Origin of the sequence: Catenibacterium sp. AM22-6LB (assembly GCF_003435615.1) — a bacterium.
Lineage (GTDB): Bacteria > Bacillota_I > Bacilli_A > Erysipelotrichales > Coprobacillaceae > Catenibacterium > Catenibacterium mitsuoka_A.
Genome location: NZ_QTUM01000018.1, coordinates 11,886 through 38,820, shown reverse-complemented (window position 1 = coordinate 38,820; position 26,935 = coordinate 11,886). Strand labels below are relative to the sequence as shown.

The 26,935-nt window shown below is 34.1% G+C and carries 26 protein-coding genes; 11 read left to right on the top strand and 15 right to left on the bottom strand.

Translation table 11 applies throughout. From position 1 onward, the window contains the following. Positions 1 to 293 precede the first annotated feature (293 nt). Both DW269_RS05675 and DW269_RS13190 read left to right on the top strand, forming a co-directional pair. The gene (locus DW269_RS05675; protein WP_233502440.1) at positions 294 to 452 is read left to right on the top strand and encodes a hypothetical protein; all 159 of its coding nucleotides are present in this window, start codon (positions 294 to 296) and stop codon (positions 450 to 452) included. Further along, entirely contained in the window at positions 439 to 774 is a 336-nt protein-coding gene (locus DW269_RS13190; RefSeq protein WP_117458907.1) for a type II toxin-antitoxin system RelE/ParE family toxin, read from the top strand. Before DW269_RS05675 ends, DW269_RS13190 begins: the two co-directional genes overlap by 14 nt. 386 nt (positions 775 to 1,160) lie before the next feature. Here DW269_RS13190 and DW269_RS05665 read toward each other — a convergent pair whose 3' ends face one another. The 6 genes from DW269_RS05665 to DW269_RS05640 form a co-directional block, all read right to left on the bottom strand. Continuing rightward, complete coding sequence (locus DW269_RS05665; protein ID WP_117458906.1) at positions 1,161 to 1,340, bottom strand: SGNH/GDSL hydrolase family protein; 180 nt, start codon at positions 1,338 to 1,340, stop codon at positions 1,161 to 1,163. Between the two features lie 51 nt (positions 1,341 to 1,391). Next, complete coding sequence (locus DW269_RS05660) at positions 1,392 to 2,675, bottom strand: amidohydrolase family protein (protein ID WP_117458905.1); 1,284 nt, start codon at positions 2,673 to 2,675, stop codon at positions 1,392 to 1,394. 129 nt (positions 2,676 to 2,804) lie between these two features. Next, the gene (locus tag DW269_RS05655; RefSeq protein ID WP_117458904.1) at positions 2,805 to 6,380 is read right to left on the bottom strand and encodes a family 20 glycosylhydrolase; all 3,576 of its coding nucleotides are present in this window, start codon (positions 6,378 to 6,380) and stop codon (positions 2,805 to 2,807) included. 49 nt (positions 6,381 to 6,429) lie between these two features. Beyond that, positions 6,430 to 9,786 (bottom strand): family 20 glycosylhydrolase, encoded by a 3,357-nt coding sequence (locus DW269_RS05650; protein WP_233503272.1) that lies wholly within the window; start codon positions 9,784 to 9,786, stop codon positions 6,430 to 6,432. Between the two features lie 339 nt (positions 9,787 to 10,125). Next, positions 10,126 to 10,887, bottom strand: a complete 762-nt coding sequence (locus DW269_RS05645) for a nucleotidyltransferase domain-containing protein (protein WP_117458902.1) — start codon at positions 10,885 to 10,887, stop codon at positions 10,126 to 10,128. Continuing rightward, a complete protein-coding gene (locus tag DW269_RS05640; protein WP_117458901.1) occupies positions 10,865 to 12,088 on the bottom strand; it encodes an RtcB family protein in 1,224 nt (407 codons plus the stop codon). Before DW269_RS05640 ends, DW269_RS05645 begins: the two co-directional genes overlap by 23 nt. A 98-nt stretch (positions 12,089 to 12,186) precedes the next feature. Between DW269_RS05640 and DW269_RS05635 the strand changes: the two genes are divergently transcribed. Continuing rightward, positions 12,187 to 12,525: a DUF2500 domain-containing protein gene (locus tag DW269_RS05635; RefSeq protein ID WP_117458900.1), complete on the top strand. Its 339-nt coding sequence runs from the start codon at positions 12,187 to 12,189 to the stop codon at positions 12,523 to 12,525. A 22-nt stretch (positions 12,526 to 12,547) separates the two neighbouring features. On the opposite strand, the gene DW269_RS05630 is transcribed toward DW269_RS05635, so the two are convergent. The 4 genes from DW269_RS05630 to DW269_RS05615 form a co-directional block, all read right to left on the bottom strand. Beyond that, positions 12,548 to 13,384 carry a WYL domain-containing protein gene (locus DW269_RS05630; RefSeq protein WP_117458899.1) on the bottom strand — a complete coding sequence of 279 codons (837 nt, stop codon included), beginning with the start codon at positions 13,382 to 13,384 and terminating at the stop codon, positions 12,548 to 12,550. Next, entirely contained in the window at positions 13,371 to 14,564 is a 1,194-nt protein-coding gene (locus DW269_RS05625; RefSeq protein ID WP_117458898.1) for a YafY family protein, read from the bottom strand. The genes DW269_RS05630 and DW269_RS05625 overlap by 14 nt, the downstream gene beginning before the upstream one ends. A gap of 16 nt (positions 14,565 to 14,580) precedes the next feature. After that, entirely contained in the window at positions 14,581 to 15,462 is an 882-nt protein-coding gene (locus DW269_RS05620; RefSeq protein WP_117458897.1) for a PHP domain-containing protein, read from the bottom strand. A gap of 156 nt (positions 15,463 to 15,618) precedes the next feature. Further along, complete coding sequence (locus DW269_RS05615) at positions 15,619 to 16,149, bottom strand: TetR/AcrR family transcriptional regulator (protein WP_006504285.1); 531 nt, start codon at positions 16,147 to 16,149, stop codon at positions 15,619 to 15,621. Positions 16,150 to 16,249: 100 nt separating this feature from the next. Between DW269_RS05615 and DW269_RS05610 the strand changes: the two genes are divergently transcribed. From DW269_RS05610 to DW269_RS05600, 3 genes are read left to right on the top strand one after another with little or no spacing between them, the layout of a single operon-like run. Then, positions 16,250 to 17,080 carry a DegV family protein gene (locus DW269_RS05610; RefSeq protein WP_117458896.1) on the top strand — a complete coding sequence of 277 codons (831 nt, stop codon included), beginning with the start codon at positions 16,250 to 16,252 and terminating at the stop codon, positions 17,078 to 17,080. A gap of 34 nt (positions 17,081 to 17,114) precedes the next feature. After that, positions 17,115 to 17,696, top strand: a complete 582-nt coding sequence (locus tag DW269_RS05605; RefSeq protein WP_199409959.1) for a chromate transporter — start codon at positions 17,115 to 17,117, stop codon at positions 17,694 to 17,696. Continuing rightward, a complete protein-coding gene (locus DW269_RS05600; RefSeq protein ID WP_117458895.1) occupies positions 17,693 to 18,238 on the top strand; it encodes a chromate transporter in 546 nt (181 codons plus the stop codon). The genes DW269_RS05605 and DW269_RS05600 overlap by 4 nt, the downstream gene beginning before the upstream one ends. A 23-nt stretch (positions 18,239 to 18,261) precedes the next feature. On the opposite strand, the gene DW269_RS05595 is transcribed toward DW269_RS05600, so the two are convergent. The 5 genes from DW269_RS05595 to DW269_RS05575 form a co-directional block, all read right to left on the bottom strand. Continuing rightward, a complete protein-coding gene (locus DW269_RS05595; RefSeq protein WP_022424937.1) occupies positions 18,262 to 19,995 on the bottom strand; it encodes an ABC transporter ATP-binding protein in 1,734 nt (577 codons plus the stop codon). 38 nt (positions 19,996 to 20,033) lie between these two features. Then, positions 20,034 to 20,792 (bottom strand): HAD family hydrolase, encoded by a 759-nt coding sequence (locus DW269_RS05590; RefSeq protein ID WP_158546310.1) that lies wholly within the window; start codon positions 20,790 to 20,792, stop codon positions 20,034 to 20,036. Positions 20,793 to 21,012: 220 nt separating this feature from the next. Continuing rightward, complete coding sequence (locus DW269_RS05585) at positions 21,013 to 22,326, bottom strand: glycoside hydrolase family 32 protein (protein ID WP_117458893.1); 1,314 nt, start codon at positions 22,324 to 22,326, stop codon at positions 21,013 to 21,015. 81 nt (positions 22,327 to 22,407) lie between these two features. Then, positions 22,408 to 22,944, bottom strand: a complete 537-nt coding sequence (locus tag DW269_RS05580) for a histidine phosphatase family protein (RefSeq protein ID WP_117458892.1) — start codon at positions 22,942 to 22,944, stop codon at positions 22,408 to 22,410. Beyond that, positions 22,944 to 23,222 (bottom strand): glutaredoxin, encoded by a 279-nt coding sequence (locus tag DW269_RS05575; protein WP_006504252.1) that lies wholly within the window; start codon positions 23,220 to 23,222, stop codon positions 22,944 to 22,946. Before DW269_RS05575 ends, DW269_RS05580 begins: the two co-directional genes overlap by 1 nt. Before the next feature lie 235 nt (positions 23,223 to 23,457). Between DW269_RS05575 and DW269_RS05570 the strand changes: the two genes are divergently transcribed. The 5 genes from DW269_RS05570 to accD are packed head-to-tail and all read left to right on the top strand — an operon-like array spanning position 23,458 to position 26,930. Beyond that, a complete protein-coding gene (locus DW269_RS05570) occupies positions 23,458 to 23,997 on the top strand; it encodes a biotin transporter BioY (protein ID WP_117458891.1) in 540 nt (179 codons plus the stop codon). A 13-nt stretch (positions 23,998 to 24,010) separates the two neighbouring features. Further along, complete coding sequence (acpP, locus tag DW269_RS05565) at positions 24,011 to 24,241, top strand: acyl carrier protein (RefSeq protein ID WP_006504254.1); 231 nt, start codon at positions 24,011 to 24,013, stop codon at positions 24,239 to 24,241. A 44-nt stretch (positions 24,242 to 24,285) separates the two neighbouring features. After that, on the top strand, positions 24,286 to 24,714 hold the full coding sequence (accB, locus tag DW269_RS05560; protein ID WP_117458890.1) for an acetyl-CoA carboxylase biotin carboxyl carrier protein: 429 nt from the start codon (positions 24,286 to 24,288) through the stop codon (positions 24,712 to 24,714). Between the two features lies 1 nt (position 24,715). Beyond that, entirely contained in the window at positions 24,716 to 26,077 is a 1,362-nt protein-coding gene (locus DW269_RS05555; RefSeq protein ID WP_117458889.1) for an acetyl-CoA carboxylase biotin carboxylase subunit, read from the top strand. Then, positions 26,070 to 26,930 carry an acetyl-CoA carboxylase, carboxyltransferase subunit beta gene (accD, locus tag DW269_RS05550; RefSeq protein ID WP_117458888.1) on the top strand — a complete coding sequence of 287 codons (861 nt, stop codon included), beginning with the start codon at positions 26,070 to 26,072 and terminating at the stop codon, positions 26,928 to 26,930. Before DW269_RS05555 ends, accD begins: the two co-directional genes overlap by 8 nt. The last annotated feature ends 5 nt before the right edge of the window (positions 26,931 to 26,935 follow it).

Sequence of the window (26,935 nt, the reverse complement as noted above, 5' to 3'; positions counted from 1 at the left end):
ATCGCCCCCACAGTGGACTTTCACCACCTAGATATATGCCATGCCCGGCATACAAAAGAGGATTGATTCTGCATCACAGAGTCAATCCTCTCTTTTTAGTTACATAGAATAATGTGAGGTTTCATTTGAGTATGAATTTCAACTTTCAAAAAATACATATACTCTAGATTATTATCATTTTTTTAGCAAAAAAAGATCACTTGTTTTCCCATCTTTCCACTTTCCTTTATTCTTATCGTTGTTTGTATTCGTTTGAATAAATGCTATACTATGAGCAAGGAGAATTGATTGTTATGAAACCAATTAAAAATACTGATCCAGATAATAATGTTAGTCTTCCTGAAACAATCGAAGATAAGTTAAATAAAGCAGAAAAAGATTACGAAGAAGGAAGAACTCATACTGAAGAAGAAACATGGAGATTGTTTAGTAAAAAGTATGGATTTGACTAATAAAATACTTTATACAGATTCAGCAATTGATGATTTAGATAAAATACTATCTTATCTCTCTGGATATAAATATCCATTTATTCTCACAAAATTCAAACATGATATTGATGAAAATCTAGAAAGGATAAGGTTACATCCAAAGTCTCATCCGGTTATTCTAAAACATCATCAATATAAATATAGAAAGTTAATAATTCATCATTATATCTTTGTTTACTTTGTTGATAGTACAAATAAAAAAATAACAATTTTCAGAATTTTTCATGAATTAGAAGATTATCAAAATAGATTAGATACAAATAATTTCAAAAATGAGGAGTGATTCAATATAAAAATGAATTGCTCTTTTTATATTTTAGAAAAAAGTTAAAAAGATGTGGTATATTTGATTAAGAAAATCATAATGGAAATACAAAAACATAACAACAAAAACACTAAAAAATAAATAAACGCAATCAATTGGATGATGAATTAACAGTTATTTTAATTACCAATAATCAACAGGTGAATCCAATTAATAAAATTATTTTTACATATAAATACCAAGAAAATTGAAACTACCATTTCTTATTTTGACAATTACCTATGGAATGTGGCTATTCAAAACAGTTATTAATTCACGTCTAAAAGAGCTTAATAATCTCAAATGAAGCAGTGCGCAAAAAAGAGGATTGATTCTGTATTCACAGAGTCAATCCTCTTTCTTTTCTATACTGTCACTGGTAATTTATCTACCACTGCTTTTTGTCCTTCTAATGTGAAATGAACTCCATCAGTCACATAATCACTTCTCAATTGTGTATGATCTTCAACCTGACATAAATCATCTAGATCAATATATCCATCTGCAGGATTTGTCTTAATCCATGCATTAATATCTTTTCTCATCTGATCTATTTCAGGTGTCCACTCAACGTCATCGCCTTTATTTAATATTCATTATAAGAACTTATCCAATTCAGTTTTTACCTGTTCATTGATCTTATTAGTAGGATGATCAATTCTATGCCCTCTCATGATGACAGATTCAATATGTCTTAATGCCAGTAAATCATCTAATGGATTTTCTTCCATCACAATCATATCAGCTGACTTACCTACTTCAATAGAACCAGTTTCATCATCAATACCAGCCATTCTAGCTGCCTGTAGTGTCGCACAATAAATTGCATATGCATTACTTACACCTACATACTTATGGAAGTAATATAGTTCTCTCCAGAAGTCATACTGTGTAATCCAAGGGCATCCTACGTCATTACCTAATACAATAGGAATATCATTTTCTAATGCCTGTTTCGCACATTCTATAATTCCATCAAATACGACTTTACCATTGAATTGTTCGACTTCTGATGCGTTAGTAATAGAACGATCAAATAAAGCATATGGTAAGGCAGGTGATAATGTTGTACATAAGAAAGCATTATTCTGCTTAAATAATTGGATCATATGATCATCTAGCTTAGCCCCATGCTCAATAGAGTCTACACCATTCTCTAAAGCCACTCTTACACCATCAGGTGATTCTACATGTGCTGCCACTTTAAAGCCTAATTCATGTGCCTTATCACATACAGCCTTCACCATTTCAGGGGCCATCTTTAATTCCCCTGGAACGCCTTTTTCCTTGGCATCTAAAACACCACCTGTAATCATCAGCTTGATAATATCAACATTCTGTTCCTTTGCTTTACTTACCTGTAACAGGGCATCATCAATTGTTTCAGCTGCAATTGCTACACTCCCTGCCATATGACCATGAGGTACTGAAATACCTTCATTACCTGCTAAAATACGTGGACCTCTCTTCTTCCCGCAATTAATTTCATCACGTACACGTGTATCAAAATCTCTAATACCACCTACTGTTCTAATCGTAGTAATACCACTGAGTAACTCCATTTCTGCAAATCCACTCACTATATTATGAGTAATAGCACGTGTAATAGGATTACTCATCAAGAAACGTACTAACTTCGCATTATCTCTCTGTTTCTTTTGTGGCTTTCCATTACCGGCTAAGTGTACATGCATATTAATAAGACCAGGCATGATATAGTTTTCCTTTAAATCCACAACATGATAGCCTGTTAAATCAGTTTCTTCCTGTAAAACAATATCCTTAATTTTCCCCTGTTCTACAAGAATCGCATACCCTTCCTTAACATGCATCTCCTTAGTACCATCTATTATTTTTCCATTGATATAAGCATCCTTCATTATGCTCACCCCTCTCTTATATCTATGATATCATATTCACTTCACATTATAATTTAAACATCTCACTTCTTTTGTAAGAAAAAAGAAGAGATAGCATTACACTATCCCTTCCTTAAAAAAGATGAATCTTTAGTCTTTCTTCTTCTTTACAGAAACATAACCAGCTAAAGATAAAGCCATAGCTGATACTAATCCAAATAATGAAGTTGGATCACCTGTCTTAACAGTATCATCCTTCTTATCTTCTGGTTTAGTAGTTGGTTTTACTTCAGGTTTAACTTCAGGTTTTGTTTCTGGCTTGATTTCAGGCTTAGTTTCAGGTTTTTCCGGTTCAATAACAACCTTTTCTTCTAACGCTTCTACAGCTTTAGTTAACTTAGCAACAACTTCATCAACATCTTTCTGAGTTGCATTTTCTGCGTCAAGCCCCTTAGCTTCTTCAACAACAGCCATTAACTTAGCCCAAGAATCTGCAGTATATTTCTTTTCATCTAATTCTTCTATTTCAGCAAGTTTTGCATCTAATGTAGTTGTATCACCCTTATGAACATCTAAGCCCTTAATAGCATCTTCAAGCTTCTTAGCTGCTTCATTTACTTTTTCCTGAGAAGCATCTTTCTTTTCTACAACAGCTTTAGCATCTTCTAATGCTTTCACAAATGCATCACGTGCTTTCTTAACAGCCTTATTTAAAGTTTCTTCAGGGATAGCTTCAGCCTTAGTCACTGTTCCTTTAAGTTCAGCCTTATTTACTTTAGAAACTACCTTTAAGTTCTGCATAGCTGTACGTAATGCATTCATTACTTCTTCATTATTTAAATCTTCTTTTGCATAAGCCTTCTGAGCTTCAATTAATGCTTCTAAGAATGCATCAACGGATTCAGTAGTCTTATCAGTTAAATCCTGACCATAAGCTTCTTTTAATAGATCCTTAAGTTCAGTATTTTCAGCCACCTGTTCATAAATGAACTGTACTTCTGCAATCTTATACCAGCTGTCACTTGCTTCTTTCATTTCAAGTTTAACATACTTCACTGGCTGTTTATCGAATGTGAATGTCTGTTCTAGAGTATTCGCATCCATCTTTAAGTTACCCACTGTAGTCCAGTTTTCTTTATCTTCAGATACCATAATATCTGCATTCTTGATAATATCTGAACCTGGTCTTTCAGGAGCTGAAATCTTAATACCACTCATATTCACTTTATTTGCGAATGTAAATGTGATATGTTTACCCACTTTCTGTGCATCATTGAACCAAGCAAATGTATCTCTATTACCATCAAGCATCTTGTCATAGCTATACTTATCACTTGGAGAAACACCTAATGACCAATAACCATCAGATGCCTGAACACTAGGAACATTTCCATCACGCTTCATTAAACCATTTCTAGCAGCAACTAATTCATCATATGCAGTCTTCACTGCTTCATCAGTCACTTCTTCACCATAAAGAACCTTCTTACCATTCTTTACAGCTTCTAAGTATTCAGCATAACCAGAAGCATAACCATTATCAGCCATTGGATTTTCTACTTCTACCCATAATGGATAATAAGCACGTTTAATAGCTTTCTTCTTAGCGTTATTTAACTGAATAAGAATTGCATCTACATCCTGCTGTAATGCCTTCTTATCATCATAAAGCTTCTGTGCTTCATCTAATGCAGCTTTGTATTCACCAAATGTTGCACCGATATAATCATTTTCATCTAAAGCATTATCTAAAGCAGCCTTTAAGTCAGTCTTATCTGTATAGATTTCATAAGTGAAAGTGAAAGTATCACCCTTCTTACTATATGTACCAGTTGCACTGTCTTTATCAGATACTAAACGATAACCATAAATCTTTTCAGCAGTGAAGTTATATTCATCACCGACATTACCATAACGAGTCACCGGACTCTTGATGTCCTTACCATCTTGATCTACATATTTAATAGTCACTTTACCTAAAGAATCAGCCGGTAAGATTGAACCAGAATCTGGTAAAGTAGAACCCTTATCAAATGCTGCAACATGTCCAAGCTTTGCATAATTAGACTTGAACTGGTCATGAGAAATAATACTATTAGACTTTGTATTCCATGCCTTAGTTGCAAGTGCACGCATTTCATTTGAGATATCTTCAGTAATAGTATCTTCATCACAGACATCAGCCTTATCACACCAGATGGCAAGTGATGCACCCTTAATAGCTGGGTTATCATCCGCAATAGTGTTAGCCTGGAATTTACCTGGTGTCCACTGATCAAAGATTAACTTATCAGAATTCAAGTTATCGAATGAATGCTGTTTACGTCCATCATTTGGCATAGATGGTCTTAATACATAATAGAAGAAACTTGCATTTACGTTATAAACAGTATCATGACCCTTATCTAAGAAAGTCTGAAGCTTCGCAATGCTGGAGTTCCAAGACATCTGGCTCCAGAAGTCAATTCCGATGTACTTATGCATTTGGATCATCTGTTTCTTACCATAGTATGAATTTTCTCCATAGTAGATACCATCATTCCAAATACGTGGAGTAAATCCTTTTTCATGTACATGTTCTGCTAAGTCATTGATATATTTCGCAATAACATCCTTCCAAGTTGCATTAGGATCAATGTTTTCTCTTGCATAATTATCTAATACAGACTTGTACTGAGTAGTAAAAGGTGCACGGTCAAATTCCATATATTCATCGCCACCGATGTGGAAATCTGTACATCCTTCAAATAATTCCATATATTCATCATATAAGCTATAAATATACTTAATCGCTTCAGGATTAGTAACATCTAAACCTGATTTATAATTATTACCATATGCATCTACCTGTCCATATTCTGGATGTGCTCTTAAAATCTGGTCAACATGGCCTGGAGAGTCAAATGATGGAATAACTTTAACACCATATTTCTTTGCCTCTGCAAGAATTTCTCTCACATCAGCTTTTGTTAAATGCTGTTCAGATACGATAGAAGGATCTGTTTCACATTCAATACGGAAACCTAGGTTTTCTGAGAAATGCATCTGGATAGCATTCATCTTGAAGTAAGACATTTCTCTAATCTGTCTGATGAACCATTCTTTAGAGATGTACTTACGAGCCATATCTACATGGATGCGACGTTCTGCTACATTAGGATAATCAACGATTTCACCATAAGCTAAATTGTTATTATTCGCAATAGCAAGCTGTTCAATAGTACGTAAACCATATAAAACAGCTGTTTCACTTGCCCCAGTTAAATGAATACCAGTGTCATCAATTGTAATCTTATAAGCTTCTTTACTTGTAGTCTTATCAGTAATTTCTGATACAGGCTTAATATCAATAGTGATATCAGTTGGTGCACCATCCTGATTATAAAGCATAGCCTGAGCATCACTAGAAACAATCTGCTTAGCCATGAATTCAGAATTCACTAATTTAACAATTTCAGCAAGTCTTTCATTCTTTAAGTTAGCTTCACTCGCCACAATAACGAACTTAGAATCCTTAGTCATAACCCACGTCTTATCAGATGCATCTTTAGTATATGACTGTAGGATAGGTGTTGTTGCAGCAACGAGCTGTTCATTAGTCATTGTTCTTTCAGTGATAGCTGATGTACCATTGTACGCTTTAGCCACAATAGCACCACTTGAAAGAGTCATAGAAGAAACGAGCATAACGCTCATTAACACACGTTTCATATTATTCTTGTTCATTTTATTATTCCCTATCAAGTAAGAGGCAGGCAAACCTGCCTCTTACGTATTAATTAAATTTTTTTCTCTTTAATGAGATATAAACGATAGCTGAAGCAGCCATTAATGCAACCATAATAAAGATCATAGTAGAATCACCTGTCTTAACAGTGTCGTCCTTCTTATCTTCTGGTTTTGTTTCTGGCTTAGTTTCAGGTTTTTCTGTTGGCTTTTCAGTAGGTTTTTCAGTTGGTTTTTCTGGTTCAATAACAACCTTTTCTTCTAATGCATCTACTGCTTTATTTAACTTAGCTACAGCTTCATCAATTTCTTTCTGAGTTGCATTTTCTAAGTCAATAGCCTTTACTTCTTCAACTACAGCCATTAATGCTGCCCAAGATTCAGCAGTATATTTGCTTTCATCTTTCTTAGCAACAGCTTCAAGAGCTGCATTTAAAGTTTCTGGATTACCTCTAAGAACATTTAATCCTCCGATAGCATCATTTAATGCCTTAGCTGCTTCATTTACTTCTTCCTGAGAAGCATCTTTAGCAAGAACAGCTTTAGCATTCTCTAATGCCTTAGTATAAGCTTCAACGTTCTTCTTAATTGCTTTATTTACTTCTTCTTCAGTTAAAGCATCAGCCTTAGCAACTGCTTCAACAAGATCTTTTGTATTCACTACAGGTGCATCAACTAAGCCCTCAATAGCCTTATTTAAACGATTGATGACTTCTTCATTCTTGATATCTTCAGCAACTAATGCTTTCTGAGCTTCAATAAGAGCTTCTAAGAATTCATCTCTAGATGCAATTGTCTTGCCTTCTAAATCTTCTTCCTTAGCTTTTTCAATTAAATCTTTTAATGTAGTATCTTCATCAATTGCTTCTAATACGAACTCAACTTCAGAAATCTGATACCAAGCTCCATATCCTGAATTGATGTAGATTCTTACATACTTAACTTCCTGAGCATCAAAGTCAAATCTCTTTTCTAATGGATCTGTATCCTTTAATGTTCCAACCTTAGTCCAGTTCACTTTATCAGCAGAAATCTGAACTTCAGCATCACGTAAGATATCACCCTGGGCTGCCTGTACAACATTCACACCTGATAATTTTACTTTAGTTGGGAATGTGAATAATACTTCATCTCCAGCTGTCTGGTTTGCACCAAACCAACATTTAGAATTACGGTTACCGTCAATCATGTTGTTGTATGAGTACCAGCTATAATATCCCTTAGTTGCAGAAATAGTAGGCTTATCTGCAGCTTTCTTAATTAATGCTTTCTTTGCATTCATGATGTTGTTATAAGCAGCTTCAGCTGTTTCAACATCTAGGTTTTCATCTTTAAGAGTGTTCTTTCCGTTATTAACGGCATTCATGTAAGCCTGATATCCAGATGCATAAGCCGCATCACTTACTGGATAATAAGCTTCTACATATAACTTATAGAATTTAGCCTTTACAGCTTTTTCTTTTGCAGTACGAAGTGCAGCTAATGTTTCATCAACTTTCTTCTGTCCTGCTGAAGGATCTTCTTTAACGTCTTTCGCAACGTCTAGAGCTTCCTTATATTCCTTCACTGTTTCAGGAATATAATCTTTAATCACTAATGCATTATTCACTTCGTTGATTAATGCTTCCTTATCAGTAAATGTCTTATAAGTTAAAGTGATTGTTTTATTTTCTTTATATACGCCTGTTAATGATTCACTTGCCTTTTCGAACTTATAACCATAAAGTTCCTTAGGTTCAATAGTGTATTCATTGTCCTTTAAACCATATAAAGTTTCTGTAGGTTCAATTGTCTGTCCAAATTCATTCTTATATTCAATTGTAAGTGCAACAGACTGTCCTTCATAAAGAACCTGACCTGGTTCTGGTAGAACGCTCTTATAACCAGGAACGCGTCCAATCTTATCAAATGCTTTCTTTACATCAGCATATTCAGGCATTGAATCTGATGTGTTCCACATCTTATAAGCAGTTGCACGTGTTCTATAGAAGATGTTATTGGCCACTGAATCCTGTGTCATATAACCTGGAACATCACACCAAACTGCATAAGAACCACCCTTTATGAAGTTTGCGTAAGGTTTGTTATAAGTCTGTGGAATACCACCCTGTAATGTTGAGAACTTACCAGGATGCCATTCTTTATAAATTCTATCTCCTTCAGGACATGCATTTTGTAACCACCAAGAAGATAATACATAATACATGTAAGTGTCAGAGAAGTTTATAACTCTGTTACCATTCTGTACAAACTTTTCGATACTTGCACAGTTTTGTGGAGCAGCCCAATAACAGATTTCGATATCTGGATCTAACTTATATCCAGTATAATTTCCATACATTACACCATCGTTCCAAGTTCTAGGAGTCATACCCTTTGACTTAGCGATTGCAGATACTTCATTGAAATATTCCATGATTTGTACATACTGTTCATTAGAGAAGTTAGAGAATTTTTCTAAGAATTCATCTCCACCAATGTTAAATCTCTTACATCCAGCTTCTGAGAAGAAATCGATAAATTCAGTCATTAAATCGATTAAGAAACCACGTGCTTCATCATTTGTAAAGATATTGAAGCACTGTGCTCTTCTACCATCATATGGAAATAAGCTTGCACAGCTATAATCAGATGGTAAATATCTTAGAACTGCACCAAGGTGACCTGGAGAGTCTAAAGATGGGATAACTTCAATATGATATTCATTCGCAACCTGAATAATTTCTAACATATCCTGTTTAGTTAAATACTGGTTGTTGACATACTGGAAGCCATCAATTGCTTCAAGAGTATCACTCTGTAATCTGAAACCTTCATTTTCAGAAAAATGAAGCTGAATTGAATTGTATTTCTGCCAAGATAAATCCTTGATTAATGAAATGATCCAATCCTTTGTGAAGAACTTTCTTGCACAGTCCAAATGGAATGAGCGGTCTTCTACATCAGAATAGTCAACAATATTTCCCTTAGTTAAAACATTGTCACCTTCAATTAACATCTGGATCACAGATGTTAAACCATAATAGATTCCTGTTTCATCTTCTGCAGAAATAGTAATATTATTCTTAATATCTACTGCATAAGCATCATTTTTACCAGTTAAATCTGGGTTAGTTCCCATTTTTACGATGATGTCATTGTCTGCAGCATTTTCTAATGTACCGAAAACAATCTGTGGTGCTTCTGATAAAACACCTCTGTCTGCTAACTGCGAACTTGCACGTTTCAAATCACGTAATAACACTTCATTATTAAGTGTCTTTTCATTTGAAACCACAAGTAGACGGCTCTTCTTCGGCAATGTAAATGTGTCTGAATCCTTTGTGTAGCTCTGCACATTTGGATAAATCACATTAGGTGCCGCAAAAGCTGGTGCAGCTGCAGAAGCAACTCCCGATAGCGCAATAATTGCAGCTAAGCCTACTTCAACAATTTTTTCCCTTTCATTATTTCACCTCTTTCTTTGTTGATAAGACTAAAGATTTCACCTCCACTCTTAAATTTGATAGATTGAAACAAAAAAAAGACCGCATTCACAATACCCTAAAAAGGGCCTATGAATGACGGTCTTGCCTACTTAAAGTAACAATCCTTCGACAACAGTATACATGAGTTTTAAACGATATGTCAACAGTGCACGCTTACAATTTGTAATATTATTTCATTGTCTTTATTGTCGTTATACACTTTATTAAAAACGGATTTATATTGATAAATAGGGGGGGGGATTTTTCTATATTTAATTTTAAAACATATCGTCACTATTCTTTTCTATTACCTTTCTAAATACCTCATTGAGTGGTTCCCATGATGTTTCTCCATCAATAAAAGAAGATACATCTCTTTCTTCTAAATTAGTGAATATAAACTCATCTAAAGAGGAAATATGATCTACATACTTCTTCTCATTACTATTCTTCTTGATCATTAATAGTTTATTCATATGTTCTCTTAATTCATTAGGCAGTTCACATTCTATCAGCCTCTCTATTTCTATTGGAGGCTGCTTTTTATTATGTACAATATATTGACTAGATAAGATGCAACGAAGAATATAGAGATACTTCTTCACAGGTACTTTGTCTTTATTCATATATTTCAATGATGTTTTTGCCATTCTTTGATAATGACAATAGAGTTTCTTCTGTGAAAAATAGAGAGGAATCACTTCTCTAATATAAGAGGCTTCCTTTGTTTCTTTATACACAATAGGTGATGCAAACCACTCAAGTAATGAAGGATTAGACTTATAAAGAAGTTTTAATGCCTTCTTAATATCCCAACCACTTATATCAAACACATCATCTATAGGTAACTGTATAACATCTGATTTTTCTTCCAAACATAGATACTCATTCTTATCTCTTACATAGATAAAACGCACATCATAATCACTATCAATTGATTCAAAGCCCCAGGCACGACTTCCTGACTCAACCGCATAAATGATTTTTACATCTTCTTTCTTTTCAATCTCATTAAGCTTATTTATTATTTCTTGTCTCATCTCCATGCTCCTTATAGTTATATACAGGCTTTAACACCTCTATTACATCTACTGTTTCTTTAATAACATCTAGTATATCTTCTACTGATTTATATGCCTGTGGTGCTTCATCCAATGTATCTAGAGAAATAGAAGTTGTATAGATTCCTTCCATAGACTTCTTATACTCCTTGATATCCAACATTTCTTTTGCCTGCTTGCGTGATAGTATTCTTCCTGCACCATGTGGTGCTGAATAGTTCCACTCCCTATTTCCTTTACCTATACCTATAATAGATCCATCTCTCATATTCATAGGAATAAGAACCTTTTCACCCTTTCTTGCACGTATAGCTCCTTTTCTTAGTATCATCTCATTGATATCTATGTAGTTATGAATGGTATGAAAAGAGTCTATTTCTGTAAGAGATGCCTTATCCATTATCATATTGGCTATTAATACTCTATTTCTCATTGCATACTTCTGACATATCTCTATATCATGAAGATAATCATTTAGTGCATCTCCATATAACCAGCACAAGTCTTCTGGAATATCTAAAACTCCATAACCTTCCTTAAGTTCGTCTAATGCGTGATTAATTTCTTTGGTTTTACCAAGTTCTTTATATTCTTTAATTATCTCCTGGCGTCTTAATGTATATTCATCCCATCCTCTATGTAGATTAATGGCACGTCTTTGATATATTTCTGCTACCTGTTTTCCAAGATTACGACTACCTGAATGAATAACCAAAAAGTAATCACCACTCACAGACTGTTCAATTTCTATAAAATGATTTCCACCACCTAATGTGCCTAATGACTTTTCTAGATGAGATAATTTCTTAAGAGATGAATAACATTTTAGCTTTGTTAAATCAAATGATTCTATCGGAGTTTCCCATACATTCATTCCTGAAGGAATCCATGAACATACTTCATCAATCTTCTTAAAATCAATTTCTTTATTTAACAACTTCACTGTATACATCCCACAACCAATATCCACACCTACAATATTAGGACATACCTTATCCTTAATCGTCATTGTAGTACCAATCGTACAGCCTTTTCCTGCATGTACATCTGGCATTATACGAATCTGACTTCCTAATGTAAGATCATAATCACACATTCTTTTAATCTGTTCTAAAGCTTTTTCATCTGTCTGTGATGCAAAACAAATCGCATTATTTTTCTTTCCTCTCATTTTGACCATCGTCCTCACCTCAGCAATATCATATACAAGATAAGAACTATTTTCGTGGATAAAAAGTTGCGAACTATGATAGAATTATATTCAAGGAGGGAAATCCCATGTTTGATCTAATGTTTACAATAGTTCCTGTATTAGTAATAGGAATGTTCATCTATGTTATAGTCAGTGGTATTGGTTCCTGGCATAAGAATAATAATTCACCACGCTTAAGTGTTCCAGTAAAGATAGTCACTAAACGTGCAGATACTATGTATACACACCAAGAGGATATGATGTCAACATCACATACAACCTACTACGTGACTTTTGAAGTAGAAAGTGGCGATAGAATAGAACTTGTAGTACCAAGTCGTGAATATGGATTTATGGTAGAAGGAGATCAAGGAACTCTTACATTCCAAGGAACAAGATATTTATCATTTGATAGAAATTACTAAAAGGGCGAATAAACGCCCTTTTTTAAATGTGATATGCTTTTTGTTTTTTTAATCTTTGTCTTATAAGTTGTTTGAATTCTAGTGGTTCTATTACCTTAATCATAGGTCCAAATGACAACAAACGAATTACCATCTCTGTTTTATCTGATTCATCATAGAAAAGTTTAACTGTATAAGTCTTTTCCTTCTTTTTTGTTTCTTTTTTAAAATGGGCAAAGTGAAGAAGAACTCTATCCAGTGTATTTCTTTCATTCTTTAATTCTATCAAGACATATTTTTCTACTCTTTGTTTATTTGTGGTAGAAACATTATGATCAGTCAAATGACATTCTTCTATTCTTGAAACATTGATTACTGTTCCATCATATGCAACTAAACGGAACTTATCATCCTTCTCTGAATATTCTAATAGTTGTGGTAAAACAAAACTTGTTTTCTGCTTCGTTTTCCATACAACAACTAGACCAGACTTCTCTTTAATGGCCTGCATGATGATATGAAAATTCTTCTGATACTGTAAGTCTGTATAAGAATCACCATCACTATATTGATCGTAAATATAAATATCATCAGGTGTAAAGAGTGGTGCCACATCATCTAGAAAAGCCCAGGAATAAGAAAATAACTGTATACGAGGATCTAATGAAATAGCCTTTAACCATCTCTTTTGTAGAAGTGTCAAAGGATAAGTAGAGACATCTATATTCTTTATAGGCCATCTTTCTAATGCTTCTTCCAACATCATAAAGCTTTCTTTAAACGCATTCTCATTTATTATTTCATATACTTGAGTAAACGAAGACTGTATAAGACAAGTCACTGTCTTATAGTAAAGACTATAAATTTCATGAAATATCATCTTCTTCCACCTCATAATAACGATACATTTCTTCTAAATCCTTCTTAAATTGATTTTCTATTTCTTTATTAGATATAGAAATAGATTGAATACGACATATAAATGTACGAATCCAGGGAACCATTTCCTTTACATCGTACACTTCTGCATAAAAACGACTTGTATTCTCATTCAATCTTTCTACATGCCCACATCTCTTCTCACGTAATAATCGTCTATATATATGTTCTTCCCATGGTTCATGATGTAGAGTAAATTCTACTGTTTCTAAAGAACCATTAGATAAACTTACACCCCATAGATGTTTCTTCATTTCTTCTAATTGTTTTCTATATAAATCAAAGTTTTTTTCTTCTTCTAAGCACTTAATAGAAATAATATGATCTAGACGAAATGAATACATCTTTTTACTTTGACATATATAAGCTACCAAATACTGCCTACCGTCCTGCACACTTACAAAGATACTAAGAGGGAGCACCTTTATTCTATTACGTGATGTTTTTAAAGAAACATATTTATGCTCATGTATCGCATTCAATAAATCATAAAGCACTTCACTCTCTAATACCTGAGTCAAATAATGGTGTTTAAATCCAAAAACAGATTCTTCTTTCTCCTGTTTATCAAGTATATAAGAACCAATCACACCACAAGGAGATACTTCACTAAAGAAATCAAGAATATCATGAGAAATGATATAATCTTCACTTAATTGATAAAAGTTCTTCTTTCCTTTTTTATTTGTGATAATAACTCCTTCTCTAACATATTCTTTTAGTTTCTTTCTAAGTGTTGATTCATCATAGAGATAAATATGATTTGTCTTCTCATCTATTTTATCCATGAGTTCACTCATGGATAAAGGTGTATGAAGTAAGTCTAATATAAGAAAGTGAAGAATGATATCATGATCAGTAAAGCTTTTTGTTTTCCATACTCTATATAAGGGATTATGCTGCGTGATACGTGTATCAATAGATAGGTAAGGAACCTTACCACTTGGTGTTATATGATAGTCGATATAATCACTCATATAACTTTCTATACGTCTTTTTTCATTATCATAAGAACGTGAACTTTTAATTGTATAGTCCTGTCGACTCTTGAATCCATTGATGTAGAATTCTCTAATATATCCACGTATTTTATTGAAGTTCTTAACTGGTTCCTTATACATAATCTCAACTCATTTCCTAAATCAAATGATACTTCTTCAAATTGTCTTTTATCTCTTCTTCTACATTACTATGATGTCCACCTAACTCAATAGAAGGTTTTGTCTTCCCATGGAAATCACTCCCACAAGTATAAAGAATACTCAATTCTTTTGCCTTATTATAGAAGTACTGATTTACTTCTTCTGGATGATAACTAGAGAAACATTCTACACCTTGTAATCCTAGTTCTACCATTTCATTTAATAATTCAAACTGGCCTTTAAGATTATTACCAGGATGGGCTAAGACTGCGACTCCACCATGCTCATTAATCAGTTTAATTGTATCTTCTAATGTAGGAAACTTAATCTCTGTATAACAAGGTTTACCCTGTGCATAATAATCCCAATAGAAATTCACAAAAGGATTATCACTTCTAGACTCACCTTCTCTATAAGGCTTTAATAATTCATTATCTAAATAACGTGGATCATTTAATAATGCTTCACCAAACATTTCTCCCGTATATACACCATTAGAAGACAAAGCATCTAATTGTGCTTTCTCTAATTCAAAACCTAAATCATTAGTCAGTTCTAGTTTCTTTAAGCTACATGCCTGTTCCTGTTTTTCAATACTTTCACCAAGCTTATTAAATTCTTCTGAATCATCAATACCATATCCTACCACATGAAGATTCACACCCTTATAGGTACAATCTACTTCAATGGCTGGTATATAAGTCATACCTAATTCCTTACATCTTAAAGATGCTTCTTTATTGGCTTTAATCCAGTTATGATCCGCAATAGCCATAATCTGGATACCTGACTGATGACACATATCTACTAACTGCGTAGGTGTATATTCACCATCATCACTATAAAAACTATGCATATGTAAATCAACAATACTCATATAATACCTCCTCTCATATATATTCATCATATCATGAGATAAAAGATAATCTTCAGACAATTCATGTTATGAAAATATATTTTACGTGATAAGCATTAATCATTATGATAATTTATTTAAAAAGAGTTGGTTTTATAAAAAAAGATGCCACATTAATTAAGGCATCTTTGGTGCACTTTCACTAATCATCTTGGCGACTTCCTGTGCAGGTACAAGTTTTCCTGTCTTTTCCCAATTAATAAATGTATTGAGTAAAGCACCTGCATAGTAATACGCACGATAAATCATATCTTTATGATCAGAATAGAGTTCTACCATGAAATGGTTGACTGCATTCACTAATACAGAATAAAGACCTTGTCTTTCCATGATAATAAAGAATGTCGCATACTGATCAAAGAATTCTATCGAAAACAAGATATGTGAATACTCCATGAAACGTTCTCCTTTAGGACGTTTTTTATGTTCTGTCAAATACTGAATAATGATTTCACGTAGATAGTCTTCTATCGCATTCACCTTAGAATCATAATAATGATAATAAGTCATACGTGAAATACCTGCTTTTTTCGCAATCTGGCTTACTGTAATCTTATCAAGAGAATCTCTCTTCATAAGTTCTACAATCGCTTCTCCTATACACATTCTTGTAAATCTATTTCTTTGTGTTTTCTTATTTACGTCCATAAACTGCACCTCTGAACAAATATTTACATAAACTTTCTCTTTGTAAATTGTATCATTTCACAATTTAAACTACAATAGTATTAATAGGGAGGTTTTTCGCATGAAAAGAAAAATTGTAGCTGACTCATCTTGTGATATGTGGGAATTAAATGGCGTTGATTTTGCAGTCGCACCAATCACTATTTCTACTGATAATAAGCACTATGTAGATAATCAGGAACTAGATGTTCATTTAATGTCTGAAGAGCTTGCAAGCTATAAAGGTACATCACATACTGCATGTCCAAGTGTTGGGTCTTGGTTAGATTGTTATGAAGGATTTGATGAAGTATTCGTTATTACTTTAACTGGTGCTATGTCAGGCACTTATAATTCTGCCATGACAGCCAAAGGCATTTATGAAGAAGAAAATGAAAATGTAAAGGTCCATGTATTTGATAGTTTATCTACAGGTCCTGAAATGAGATTACTTATTGAAAAGTTAAAAAAAATGATTGACGAAGATCTACCATTTGAGGAAATTGTAGAAAAAGGACAGGACTATCTTAATCATTCTAGATTATTCTTCGCATTAAAATCATTACATAACTTTGCGATGAATGGACGTGTTAGTAAAACTGTTGCTTCTGCGATTGGTGTATTAAATATTTCTATTTTCGCAACAGCCAGTGAAGAAGGTACTATTCAGCAGATCAGTAAATGTCGTGGTGAAAAGAAAGTAGTAAAATCTATGATTGAACATCTTGAAAATGCAGGATACCATGGTGGTAAGGTACGTATCTCACATGCAGATAATTTAAAACTTGCACATAGTGTCAGAGATAAGATTTTAGAACTTTATCCGCATGCAGATATTATTGTATATCCAATGGGTGGTCTATGTACTTATTATGCTGAAAAAGGTGGACTACTTGTAGGGTGTGAATGTTAAGCCAGTTGAAAAACTGGTTTTTTTCATATCTAAAATGTATAATACAGAACATAGGAAGGTGAATACTTTGAAGAATAAATTAGTGAAGCTCTTCTTTTCTACTCTCTACTTAAGTGCTTTTACTTTTGGAGGTGGATATGTCATCGTTTCTTTAATGAGAAAGAAGTTTGTAGAGGACTACCATTGGATAGATGAAGATGAAATGTTAGATTTAGTCGCTATTGCACAGAGTGCACCAGGGCCTATTGCGGTCAATGGTGCTATTGTAGTTGGATATAAGATGGCAGGACTACTTGGTATATTCATCTCAGTACTCGCTACAATTATTCCTCCTTTTGTAATCATATCTGTCATTTCTGTCTTTTATGAAATATTTAAGACTAATCTGATTGTATCTCTTATGTTAGAAGGGATGCAGGCAGGAGTCGGTGCAGTCATTGCATCTGTATGCTTCGAAATGGGTAGCGGTCTCTTAAAAGAGAAAAATAAGCTTTATCCTGTTATTATGATTGGTGCTTTTGTCGCCAATTATATATTCAATATCAATGTCATGATAGTCATTATTGTTTGTATCATGATTGGATTACTTTATTCTATGAAAGGAGTACATTCATGATTTATCTACAATTATTCTTAAGTTTCTTGCAGGTGGGTGCATTTAGTTTTGGTGGTGGTTATGCAGCTATGCCGCTTATTAAGCAGCAGGTGATTACAGCCCATCATTGGTTATCTGTCTCTGAATTCACTGATCTTATATCTATTTCACAGATGACACCTGGCCCTATTGCCGTCAATTCAGCAACTTTTGTCGGTATCAAGATTGCCGGCATTCCTGGCGCAATATGTGCCACTATAGGTTGTGTATTACCTTCATGTATTATTGTCGGTATCATCAGTTATTTCTATCTCAAATATCGACATATGGATAAGTTGCAGAGTGTTTTAAAGATGTTAAGACCAGCCGTTGTTGCATTAATTGCGACTGCAGGTGTCTCTATTCTTACCACTGCATTCTTTGGTGAAAGCTTCAATACATTTAAGATCCATCTTGTAGTGATATTTGGTATATGTGTTATATTACTTACTAAGTATAAGTGGGATCCTATTCTTGTCATGCTCCTTGCAGGAGTTATGAATACAATTTATTACTTTATTTAAAAAACGACCGCGAGGTCGTTTTCTTATTTCATTAATTCCTGTGTATGTACTAATTGTGCATAAGCGCCATTATTTTCTAATAATTCATGATGCGTTCCTAGTTCAATGATTCTTCCTTCATCAATAACCGCAATACGATCTGCATTCTTGACTGTAGATAAACGGTGCGCAATCACAATAGTAGTACGTCCCTGTGATAACTTATCAAATGTTTCCTGAATCTTAGCTTCAGTAACACTATCTAATGCACTTGTGGCTTCATCTAGAATAAGAACAGGTGGATTCTTTAAGAATATTCTTGCGATAGAGATACGCTGCTTCTGTCCACCAGATAATAATACACCACGTTCTCCTACATTGGTTTCAAAGCCATCAGGCATTTCCATGATATCATCATAGATTTCCGCTAGTTTTGCAGCTTCAATGATATCTTCCATTGTCGCATCCAATTTACCATAACGGATATTTTCCGCAATGCTATCCGCAAATAAGAAGACATCCTGTGAGACTACACCAATATTGTTGTGTAATGATGTTTGAGTTACATCTCTGACATCATGACCATCTACTAAGATAGCCCCTTTAGTAACATCATAGAATCTAGGAATAAGCTGAGATAAAGTAGTTTTACCTCCTCCTGAAGACCCTACTAACGCAAGTGTTTCACCTGGATGAATATGTAAATCAATATCTGTTAAGATATTTCTATCTTCTTCATACGCAAAGCTGACATGATCAATATCAATCTGTCCAGATACATTTGTAAGTTCTTTTGCATCAGGACGATCTTCTAATTGAGGTTTTGTATTAAGTAATTCTACAAAACGATGAAGACCAGCAGTCCCATTCGCAAATAATTCCGCAAAGTTAGATAACTTACGTACTGGATTCACAAATGTAGAGACATATAAACTAAAAGTAATCAAATCAATTGTATCCATCTTGCCCTGCATAATAAGAGCACCACCTACCGCAATAACGATGAGTGATAATGTACACATAAAGAATTCCATAATCGCATTAAAGCGACCCATAGCTTTATGGAACTGTTTCTTAGATGTTTTATATGTATCATTGGATGTATTGAACTTCTGTTGTTCAATTGTTTCATTCGCAAAAGCTTTGGCTGTTTTCATACCAGTGAGTCCTGATTCGATATCAGTATTGATGACTGCAACCTTCTGTTTAACACGAATTGAAGCTTCACTCATAGAGTGACGTGATTTCCATACAACAAGTATGAAAACAGGTATCATAATCGCAATAACTAAAGCTAAACGCCATTCAATTGTGAACATGATAATAATAGAACCAATAATAGTCACAGTAGAGATAAATAAATCTTCTGGTCCATGATGTGCAAGTTCTGTGATATCAAATAAATCAGTCGTTAAACGGCTCATTAACTGTCCAATACGATTATTATCAAAATAACCATAACTTAATGACTGCATATGTTCAAATAAGTCTTTACGCATATCTGCTTCTACAAGAATTCCAAATGTATGTCCATAATAACAAATTATATAAGTAAAGAATGAACGCACTAAATAAGCCAATAAGAAAATAATCATAACCATCCAGAATGTCTTATAAATACTATTTGGTAGTAATGTATACATACACCATCTAGAGACAAATGGAAAAGCGAGATCAATTAAAGAAATCATTAACGCACATGCAAGGTCCAAAAAGAATAGACGACGATGTGGTTTAAAGTAAGATATAAATGTTTGAAAATCAGTTTTTTGTTTCATAGTGATCCTCCCCCAGATTATTATGCCATATTTCAAGCTTAAAGTAACTCATAATGTTTCAAAGCTTTATAGATTCCTTCATTATCCACTGTATCAGTGATATAAGTTGCTTTTTCTTTTAAGACATCTACACCATTTCCCATTGCTATGCGTTGTCCTGCTTCTCTAAACATGGCTTGATCATTATAGCCATCACCAAATGCATAGGCATCCTCTTTAGTGAGTGAGAAATGATCAATAATATACTTGATTGCATGTCCTTTATCAAAGACAAGAGTAGAAGTATCACATGAACCAGTACCACCATGATCATTAATCACACATTCTCCTTTAAAGGCTTCTATCATCGTATCTCTCTTTTCTAACGTATCATAGAAGAAATCACATGTATAGTAAGTACCTTCTTCGTCTTTAATATGTTCTTCACCATATTCTTTCTTTACATGTGTGAGTACATCTCCTTCTAGATGATAAGGGCTAGAGAATGTATCAGAGACAAACAGTCCTCCACATCCTAGATTATCTAGTTTCTTTTTTAGTTCTTCTACTTCAACAGGTGTAAAAGGCACACCATGAAGTTTTTCACTCTTATAACTGATATAACGACCATTACATGAAATAGTACCTGAAACCAGTTTTCCAAAAAGATTCTCTGCATAATAAGGTGCACGTCCTGTGCAGATAAATGTATCATAACCCTTTTCTTTTAATGCTTCTAACGCTTTCTTATTAGATTCTGGAATATGTCCATGAATAGCCAATGTACCATCGATATCAAAAAATAATACTTTCCTCATCATATAGTCCTCCCTTGTATCTATTCTATCAAAAAAAACAGAAGAGATTAATGTCCCTTCTGATTTCTGTATGCATAATATTTTAATTGTGTCTTCACTTTTTGACTGATACATACAAATCCAAGTGAACACAAAGTCACAAGTATATCTCTCATCATATGTATACCTCCTAGTTAGTACATACTAACTATATACAATTTAAGAGACATATGCAAATGATTTATCTTGTATAAATAATGCAGTCTGAGATATGTGTGTCTTCTTCCTGTAGATGATAGATAATCTGACTCACTACATAATAACCATTATTCACAAAGATTTCGATAATACCTTCATCATAATAGATTTCTAAGTCACACTGACCATTTAAGACAGGTGTTTTATGAATATTGTATAAATCATCATTATTTACAGATACAGCTGTACGATCTACGACTAACTGATCATCAACATAAGAAATCTTAACACCACCTAAAGTGATTGTTTCATTGTCTTCTAATGTTGTTTTCATTAAGAAAGGTTCATCAAAATCAATAGTATCTGTTGTATGCACAAATGTATTCTTAATTAATGGATGTACATCCTGATAAACATGTCCGTCTTTATAAGAAAGATGACGTGGCATTGTGAATAAACCAATCCATTCTTCACCTTCTAAGACTTCCTTCATTCTCATCCATCCTAAAATAGTACGTTTATTGTTTTCATCTAAGAATGTCTGAGGGGCATAGAAATCAAAGCCATAGTCAATAAACATAAGGTCTCCTGCCTTAGACATTGTACATGTTTCTTCATCAAAGTTAACTGGCATAATAGCTGCATTACTATTAGGACGTGGATAACCATCTAAGTTTTCAGGTGAGAAAACTAAGAAGTATTGTCCATCTAATTCAAATAAATCTGGACATTCCCACATGTTTCCAATTGAAGAATCGACGAATCTATTCTTATAAGTAAATGTCATTCCATCTTCACTTTCATAGAATAATACTTCTCCATCAAAATCATCCCCATTTGGAACCTTACTTCCTAGGATCATATAAACATGTCCGTTCTTACCTAACCAGACTTTAGGATCTCTTGTATGTTGATCATGTCCTAAAGAAGGATCAGTAATCACATCAACAACCTGATATTTAGATTCTTTGTTGTTGAAGTGGTAACCGTCTTCACTGATTAATAATGCCTGTGATGCGATCAAGTCATCCTTAATAAGTGGCTTATGGATATATTCAGGGTTTTCAATACCATACTTAATGGCAGTGTAATATAAATACATCTTTCCATTGTAGTTAAGTGCTGACCCTGAGAAGATTCCGTTTCTGTCATAATCCTTAGAAGGATATAAAGCGATTGGGAGATGCTTAAATGTCTGAAAATCTTTAGTGACTGCATGTCCCCAATGCATTGTGCCCCATGATGTATCATATGGGAAATGCTGGTAGAAGATATGATATTCTCCATTAAAATAAGTTAGCCCATTAGGATCATTGATCCAGTTTCTAGGTGCTGTAAAGTGTATTTTTGGTCTCATTCTATTATTCCTCCATCTCTATCTTATTATAATGAAATCGGTCACATATTCAACAATAAAAAGAAGTACTTGTTGTACTTCTTAATACTCATACTTCTTTAATTCGCAGTTTTTTATACCAAAGGCAGAAAATTCATCATTGGTCATATCATGGAAATAAGATTCAATAATACGCGAAATACCATTATGGGCAACTAAAAGATAAACATGTTCATCATCCTTCTTCACATCATCTAATAAACTATAGATACGATGAGCAAGATGCAACATTGTTTCTCCTCCCTCAAAAGAGTTCACAAAACATGTCTTTGCCTGTTTGAATTCATCTCCATCTCTAGGTGTAGATTCATATTTCCCAAAGTTCTGTTCCTTAAGTCTCAATTCTTCTCTTGCTGGTATACCTGTTACTTCAGATATATGTAAGGCCGTATCCTTTGCCCGGCTTAATGGTGAATAAAGAATTTGATCTATATGGATATGATGTTCTTTAATATAATGTCCAAGTTCTATAGCCTGCTTATGTCCTAGATCTGTTAAGGCAATGTCCGTTACCCCACAGATCTTATTTTCTACATTCCAGATTGTCTGACCATGGCGTGTAAAATAGAAATGCCCCATTATTTTAAAGCCTCATCAAATACACGTTTGAAGTTTGCCTTGATTGAATCAAAATCATCCTGGATTGTACATTCAAAGCACTTCTCTTTTCCAATAAATAAAGAAGGAACTGCATAATAATCATAATTTTCAGCTAAAGCGACATTTTCACTTTCTTCAATTTTTTCTATATCTAATGATTGATATGCTTTATTTTCTGTCATAAGTTCATCCATCGCTTTTTTTGCCTTCTGACAAAATGGACACTCTTCTAAATAAAACATTGTGATCTTTTTCATATATATCCCTCACTTTCTTATTTCTATTATTCTCTTTTTTATGCCATTTATCAACATATTTGATTTAAATGTAAGTGCTTGTTCTATTAGTTTTAATTTCAAACTAGTATGTTTGTTGTACAATTATGGCGTTTTTGTCATATTTATTGCTAATTTATTTGATTTTTAAAATCAAAGGTCTATAATGCAAGTCAAGGAATAGTTTGATATTCCAAGTAGTGAAAAGGAGAATGATATGAAATCTAATGTTTCAAATCTAGTCAGAGATGCATTGATGTTAGGGGTTCTCATCTGTTTATCACAGATTTCTGTGGCATTGCCTACAGCTGTTCCTATCACATTGCAAACCCTGGCCATCTATCTCATTGCGTGTCTATTGACACCAAATCACGCATTCTATACAGTGCTTTGTTATTTGATTATGGGAGCTATTGGTCTTCCAGAATTTAGTAATTTCAATAGTGGTATGGGTGCTCTTATAGGTCCAACAGGAGGCTTCTTATTCAGTTTTCCTATTATGGCATTAGTGATGAGTACTATTATTACTCATGACCGTTCAGTTAAAGGACATATTCTTGCCATGATTATTGGAACGGCTATTACTTATGGACTTGGAAGTATTTACTTCATGTATACAATGAAAGCATCACTTCTAAGTACATTAATGACTTGTGTATTACCATTCTTACTTGGTGATGCACTAAAGATTGCAGTCAGCTGCATGATCGCATTTAAATTAGAAAAGATTGTATTAAAAAAGACAGTATTGTCATAAGGAGGATATAAACATGACAACATTTGATAAGGTAAAAGATATTATTGTAGATTCACTTAGCTGTGATGAAGAACAGGTAACATTAGAAGCATCTTTAAAGGATGATCTTGATGCAGATTCATTAGATGCCGTTGAATTAATTATGGCTGTAGAAGATGAATTCGATGTACAAATTCCTGATGAAGAAGCCAACAAGATGGCTACTGTAAAGGACATTGTTGATTACTTAGAAGCAAATGCTTAATTTTTTAAATAAATAGTTTGAATTTCAAAGAAAGAAGGTTTTCTATGGATTTAGTCAGAGAGTTGATGGAAGCTTTTGAACAAGCTGATATCGATAAGATGAAAATTGAAATGGAAGGCGTGAAACTTGAACTTGAAAAGAGTCAACAGGTGCAGGTAACTGCACCTGTCACTGTATCTAGTGAAAGTGCGCCTGTTGTTGTACAAGAAGTAAAGGAAGAAAAACCAGTTATTAGTGGTACAGAAGTAAAGGCCCCTCTTGTAGGAGTTTATTATTCTTCTCCTTCCCCAGATGATCAGCCTTTTGTCAAGGAAGGGTCAAAAGTCACTAAGGGACAGACATTATGTATTATTGAAGCCATGAAGGTCATGAATGAAATTAAAGCACCTGTAGATGGTACTGTCCGTTCTCTATTAGTGAAGGATGAAGATTTAGTCAGCTTTGATCAGACTTTAATGATCATCGAGGAATAGTATGTTTAAGAAGATTTTAATTGCGAATCGTGGAGAAATCGCTGTTCGTATTATTCGTGCATGTAAAGAGATGGATATTTTAACGGTAGCCATTTATTCTACGGCTGATCAGAATGCATTACATGTACAGTTAGCGGATGAAGCAGTATGTGTCGGTGGTCCTAAGAGTGCTGATAGTTATTTAAATAAGGAAGCGATTATTACTGCAGCTGTTGAGACAGGATGTCAGGCGATTCATCCAGGTTTTGGTTTTTTATCTGAAAACAGTGATTTTGCAAAACTTGTAGAAACCTGTGGACTTAAGTTTATTGGTCCTAAGGGTGATGTTATTGATGCATTAGGTAATAAATCTAAGGCAAGAGAAATGATGATTGAAGCAGGTGTGCCTGTTGTACCTGGATCTAATGGTTCAGTCAATACATATGAAGAATTAAAAGAAGTTGTGAATGAGATTGGTTATCCTGTGCTTATTAAAGCGAGTGCTGGCGGCGGAGGACGTGGTATGCGTAAGGCCTTTAGTGAAGATGAACTAGAGAATGCCTTTATGACTGCCAAGGCAGAAGCCAAAGCATGCTTTGGGGATGATGATATGTATGTAGAGAAACTTGTATTGAATCCTAAGCATATTGAGTTCCAAATTTTAGCGGATGAACATGGCAATGTAATTCATTTAGGTGAGAGAGACTGTTCTATTCAAAGACGTAATCAGAAAATGATAGAAGAAGCACCATGTAAGGCACTTGATGCATCTTTACGTTTGAAAATGGGTGAATCTGCAGTCAAAGCTGCACAGGGCGCTGGTTATACCAATGCCGGAACTGTTGAGTTTGTTTTAGATGAACACAACAACTATTACTTTATTGAGATGAATACGCGTATTCAGGTTGAACATCCTATTACTGAAATGGTCACTGGTATTGATCTCATTAAGCAGCAGATTCGTATTGCATCAGGTTTACCTTTAAGCTTTAAACAGGAAGATATTACTTTACAGGGTCATTCTATTGAATGTCGTATTAATGCGGAAGATCCCTTCCATAACTTTAGACCATGTCCTGGTCAAGTAAACTTCATGCATTTACCTGGAGGACCAGGTGTTCGAGTGGATACGATGTTATATACAGGTTATACACTCCCTACTCAATATGATTCAATGGTTGCAAAAGTGATTGTCCATGCCCCTACTCGACTAGAAGCAATCAAGCGTATGAGACGCGCTTTAAGTGAACTTGTGATTGAAGGTATTACGACTAACCAGACATTACAGTTCTATATCCTACATCAGCCTGATTATATTAAAGGACATTTTAATACAAGCTTTATTGAAACACATTTAGATGAGATGGTGAGTGAAAATGGATAGTATCTGGAAGAAAAGAAAACAACAATTACAGGACTTTCGTCGTTATTTAAATAAAGACAACAAAGTCAAGAAACAGGAAGTGCCTGATGGGTTATATCAGGCATGTCCTAATTGTAATAATACAATTCGTACACTTGATTTAAAGAATCATTTGCAGGTATGTCCACAATGTGGTCATCACCTCTTTATTAATGCTTATGCACGTTTAGATGCGTTATTTGATCATGGCAAGTATAAGGAATACTACACTTCTATGAAATCAGGAAATCCTTTAGGATTCCCTGGTTATGAAGAAAAACTTGAGAAGTATGAATATAAGACAGGATTACATGATGGGGTTGTAGTGGCAGGTGGTCGTATTGATCATATGCGTACAATTGTCGTTGTGATGGATCATCGTTTTATGATGGCTTCTATGGGTAGTGTGGCTGGTGAAAAGATTACACGTGCAATTGAAATGGCAACAAGAAAGAAATTACCTTTGATTATTTTCACATCAAGTGGTGGTGCAAGAATGCAGGAAGGCATTTTCTCTTTAATGCAGATGGGTAAAACATGTGCTGCATTAAAACGTCATTTAGATGCTGGACTTCTTTATATTTCTTATTTAACACACCCTACAACAGGAGGTGTCACTGCATCATTCGCAATGCTTGGTGATATTAATATTGCAGAACCAGAAGCTTTAGTTGGTTTTGCAGGACCTAGAGTTATTGAAAGTACTATGAAGACAAAGCTACCTGATGGATTCCAGCGTGCTGAATTCTTAGAAGATCATGGCTTTGTAGATATGATTGTGGAACGTGAGAAGATGCGTGACACATTGGCTTTATTATTACGTATGCATGCATAAGGAGG

Bases quoted from the DNA above. Each gene is read 5' to 3' on its own strand.
- DW269_RS05635 (WP_117458900.1), top strand. From the start codon at position 12,187: ATGTTTGATCTAATGTTTACAATAGTTCCTGTATTAGTAATAGGAATG.
- DW269_RS05640 (WP_117458901.1), bottom strand. From the start codon at position 12,088: ATGGTCAAAATGAGAGGAAAGAAAAATAATGCGATTTGTTTTGCATCA.
- DW269_RS05590 (WP_158546310.1), bottom strand. From the start codon at position 20,792: ATGAGGAAAGTATTATTTTTTGATATCGATGGTACATTGGCTATTCAT.
- DW269_RS05575 (WP_006504252.1), bottom strand. From the start codon at position 23,222: ATGAAAAAGATCACAATGTTTTATTTAGAAGAGTGTCCATTTTGTCAG.
- DW269_RS05655 (WP_117458904.1), bottom strand. From the start codon at position 6,380: ATGAACAAGAATAATATGAAACGTGTGTTAATGAGCGTTATGCTCGTT.
- DW269_RS05595 (WP_022424937.1), bottom strand. From the start codon at position 19,995: ATGAAACAAAAAACTGATTTTCAAACATTTATATCTTACTTTAAACCA.
- DW269_RS05580 (WP_117458892.1), bottom strand. From the start codon at position 22,944: ATGGGGCATTTCTATTTTACACGCCATGGTCAGACAATCTGGAATGTA.
- DW269_RS05625 (WP_117458898.1), bottom strand. From the start codon at position 14,564: ATGTATAAGGAACCAGTTAAGAACTTCAATAAAATACGTGGATATATT.
- DW269_RS05620 (WP_117458897.1), bottom strand. From the start codon at position 15,462: ATGAGTATTGTTGATTTACATATGCATAGTTTTTATAGTGATGATGGT.
- DW269_RS05600 (WP_117458895.1), top strand. From the start codon at position 17,693: ATGATTTATCTACAATTATTCTTAAGTTTCTTGCAGGTGGGTGCATTT.
- acpP (WP_006504254.1), top strand. From the start codon at position 24,011: ATGACAACATTTGATAAGGTAAAAGATATTATTGTAGATTCACTTAGC.
- DW269_RS05585 (WP_117458893.1), bottom strand. From the start codon at position 22,326: ATGAGACCAAAAATACACTTTACAGCACCTAGAAACTGGATCAATGAT.
- DW269_RS05615 (WP_006504285.1), bottom strand. From the start codon at position 16,149: ATGGACGTAAATAAGAAAACACAAAGAAATAGATTTACAAGAATGTGT.
- accB (WP_117458890.1), top strand. From the start codon at position 24,286: ATGGATTTAGTCAGAGAGTTGATGGAAGCTTTTGAACAAGCTGATATC.
- DW269_RS05570 (WP_117458891.1), top strand. From the start codon at position 23,458: ATGAAATCTAATGTTTCAAATCTAGTCAGAGATGCATTGATGTTAGGG.
- DW269_RS05665 (WP_117458906.1), bottom strand. From the start codon at position 1,340: ATGAGAAAAGATATTAATGCATGGATTAAGACAAATCCTGCAGATGGA.
- DW269_RS13190 (WP_117458907.1), top strand. From the start codon at position 439: ATGGATTTGACTAATAAAATACTTTATACAGATTCAGCAATTGATGAT.
- DW269_RS05605 (WP_199409959.1), top strand. From the start codon at position 17,115: ATGTATAATACAGAACATAGGAAGGTGAATACTTTGAAGAATAAATTA.
- DW269_RS05645 (WP_117458902.1), bottom strand. From the start codon at position 10,887: ATGAGACAAGAAATAATAAATAAGCTTAATGAGATTGAAAAGAAAGAA.
- DW269_RS05630 (WP_117458899.1), bottom strand. From the start codon at position 13,384: ATGATATTTCATGAAATTTATAGTCTTTACTATAAGACAGTGACTTGT.
- accD (WP_117458888.1), top strand. From the start codon at position 26,070: ATGGATAGTATCTGGAAGAAAAGAAAACAACAATTACAGGACTTTCGT.
- DW269_RS05675 (WP_233502440.1), top strand. From the start codon at position 294: ATGAAACCAATTAAAAATACTGATCCAGATAATAATGTTAGTCTTCCT.
- DW269_RS05610 (WP_117458896.1), top strand. From the start codon at position 16,250: ATGAAAAGAAAAATTGTAGCTGACTCATCTTGTGATATGTGGGAATTA.
- DW269_RS05555 (WP_117458889.1), top strand. From the start codon at position 24,716: ATGTTTAAGAAGATTTTAATTGCGAATCGTGGAGAAATCGCTGTTCGT.
- DW269_RS05660 (WP_117458905.1), bottom strand. From the start codon at position 2,675: ATGAAGGATGCTTATATCAATGGAAAAATAATAGATGGTACTAAGGAG.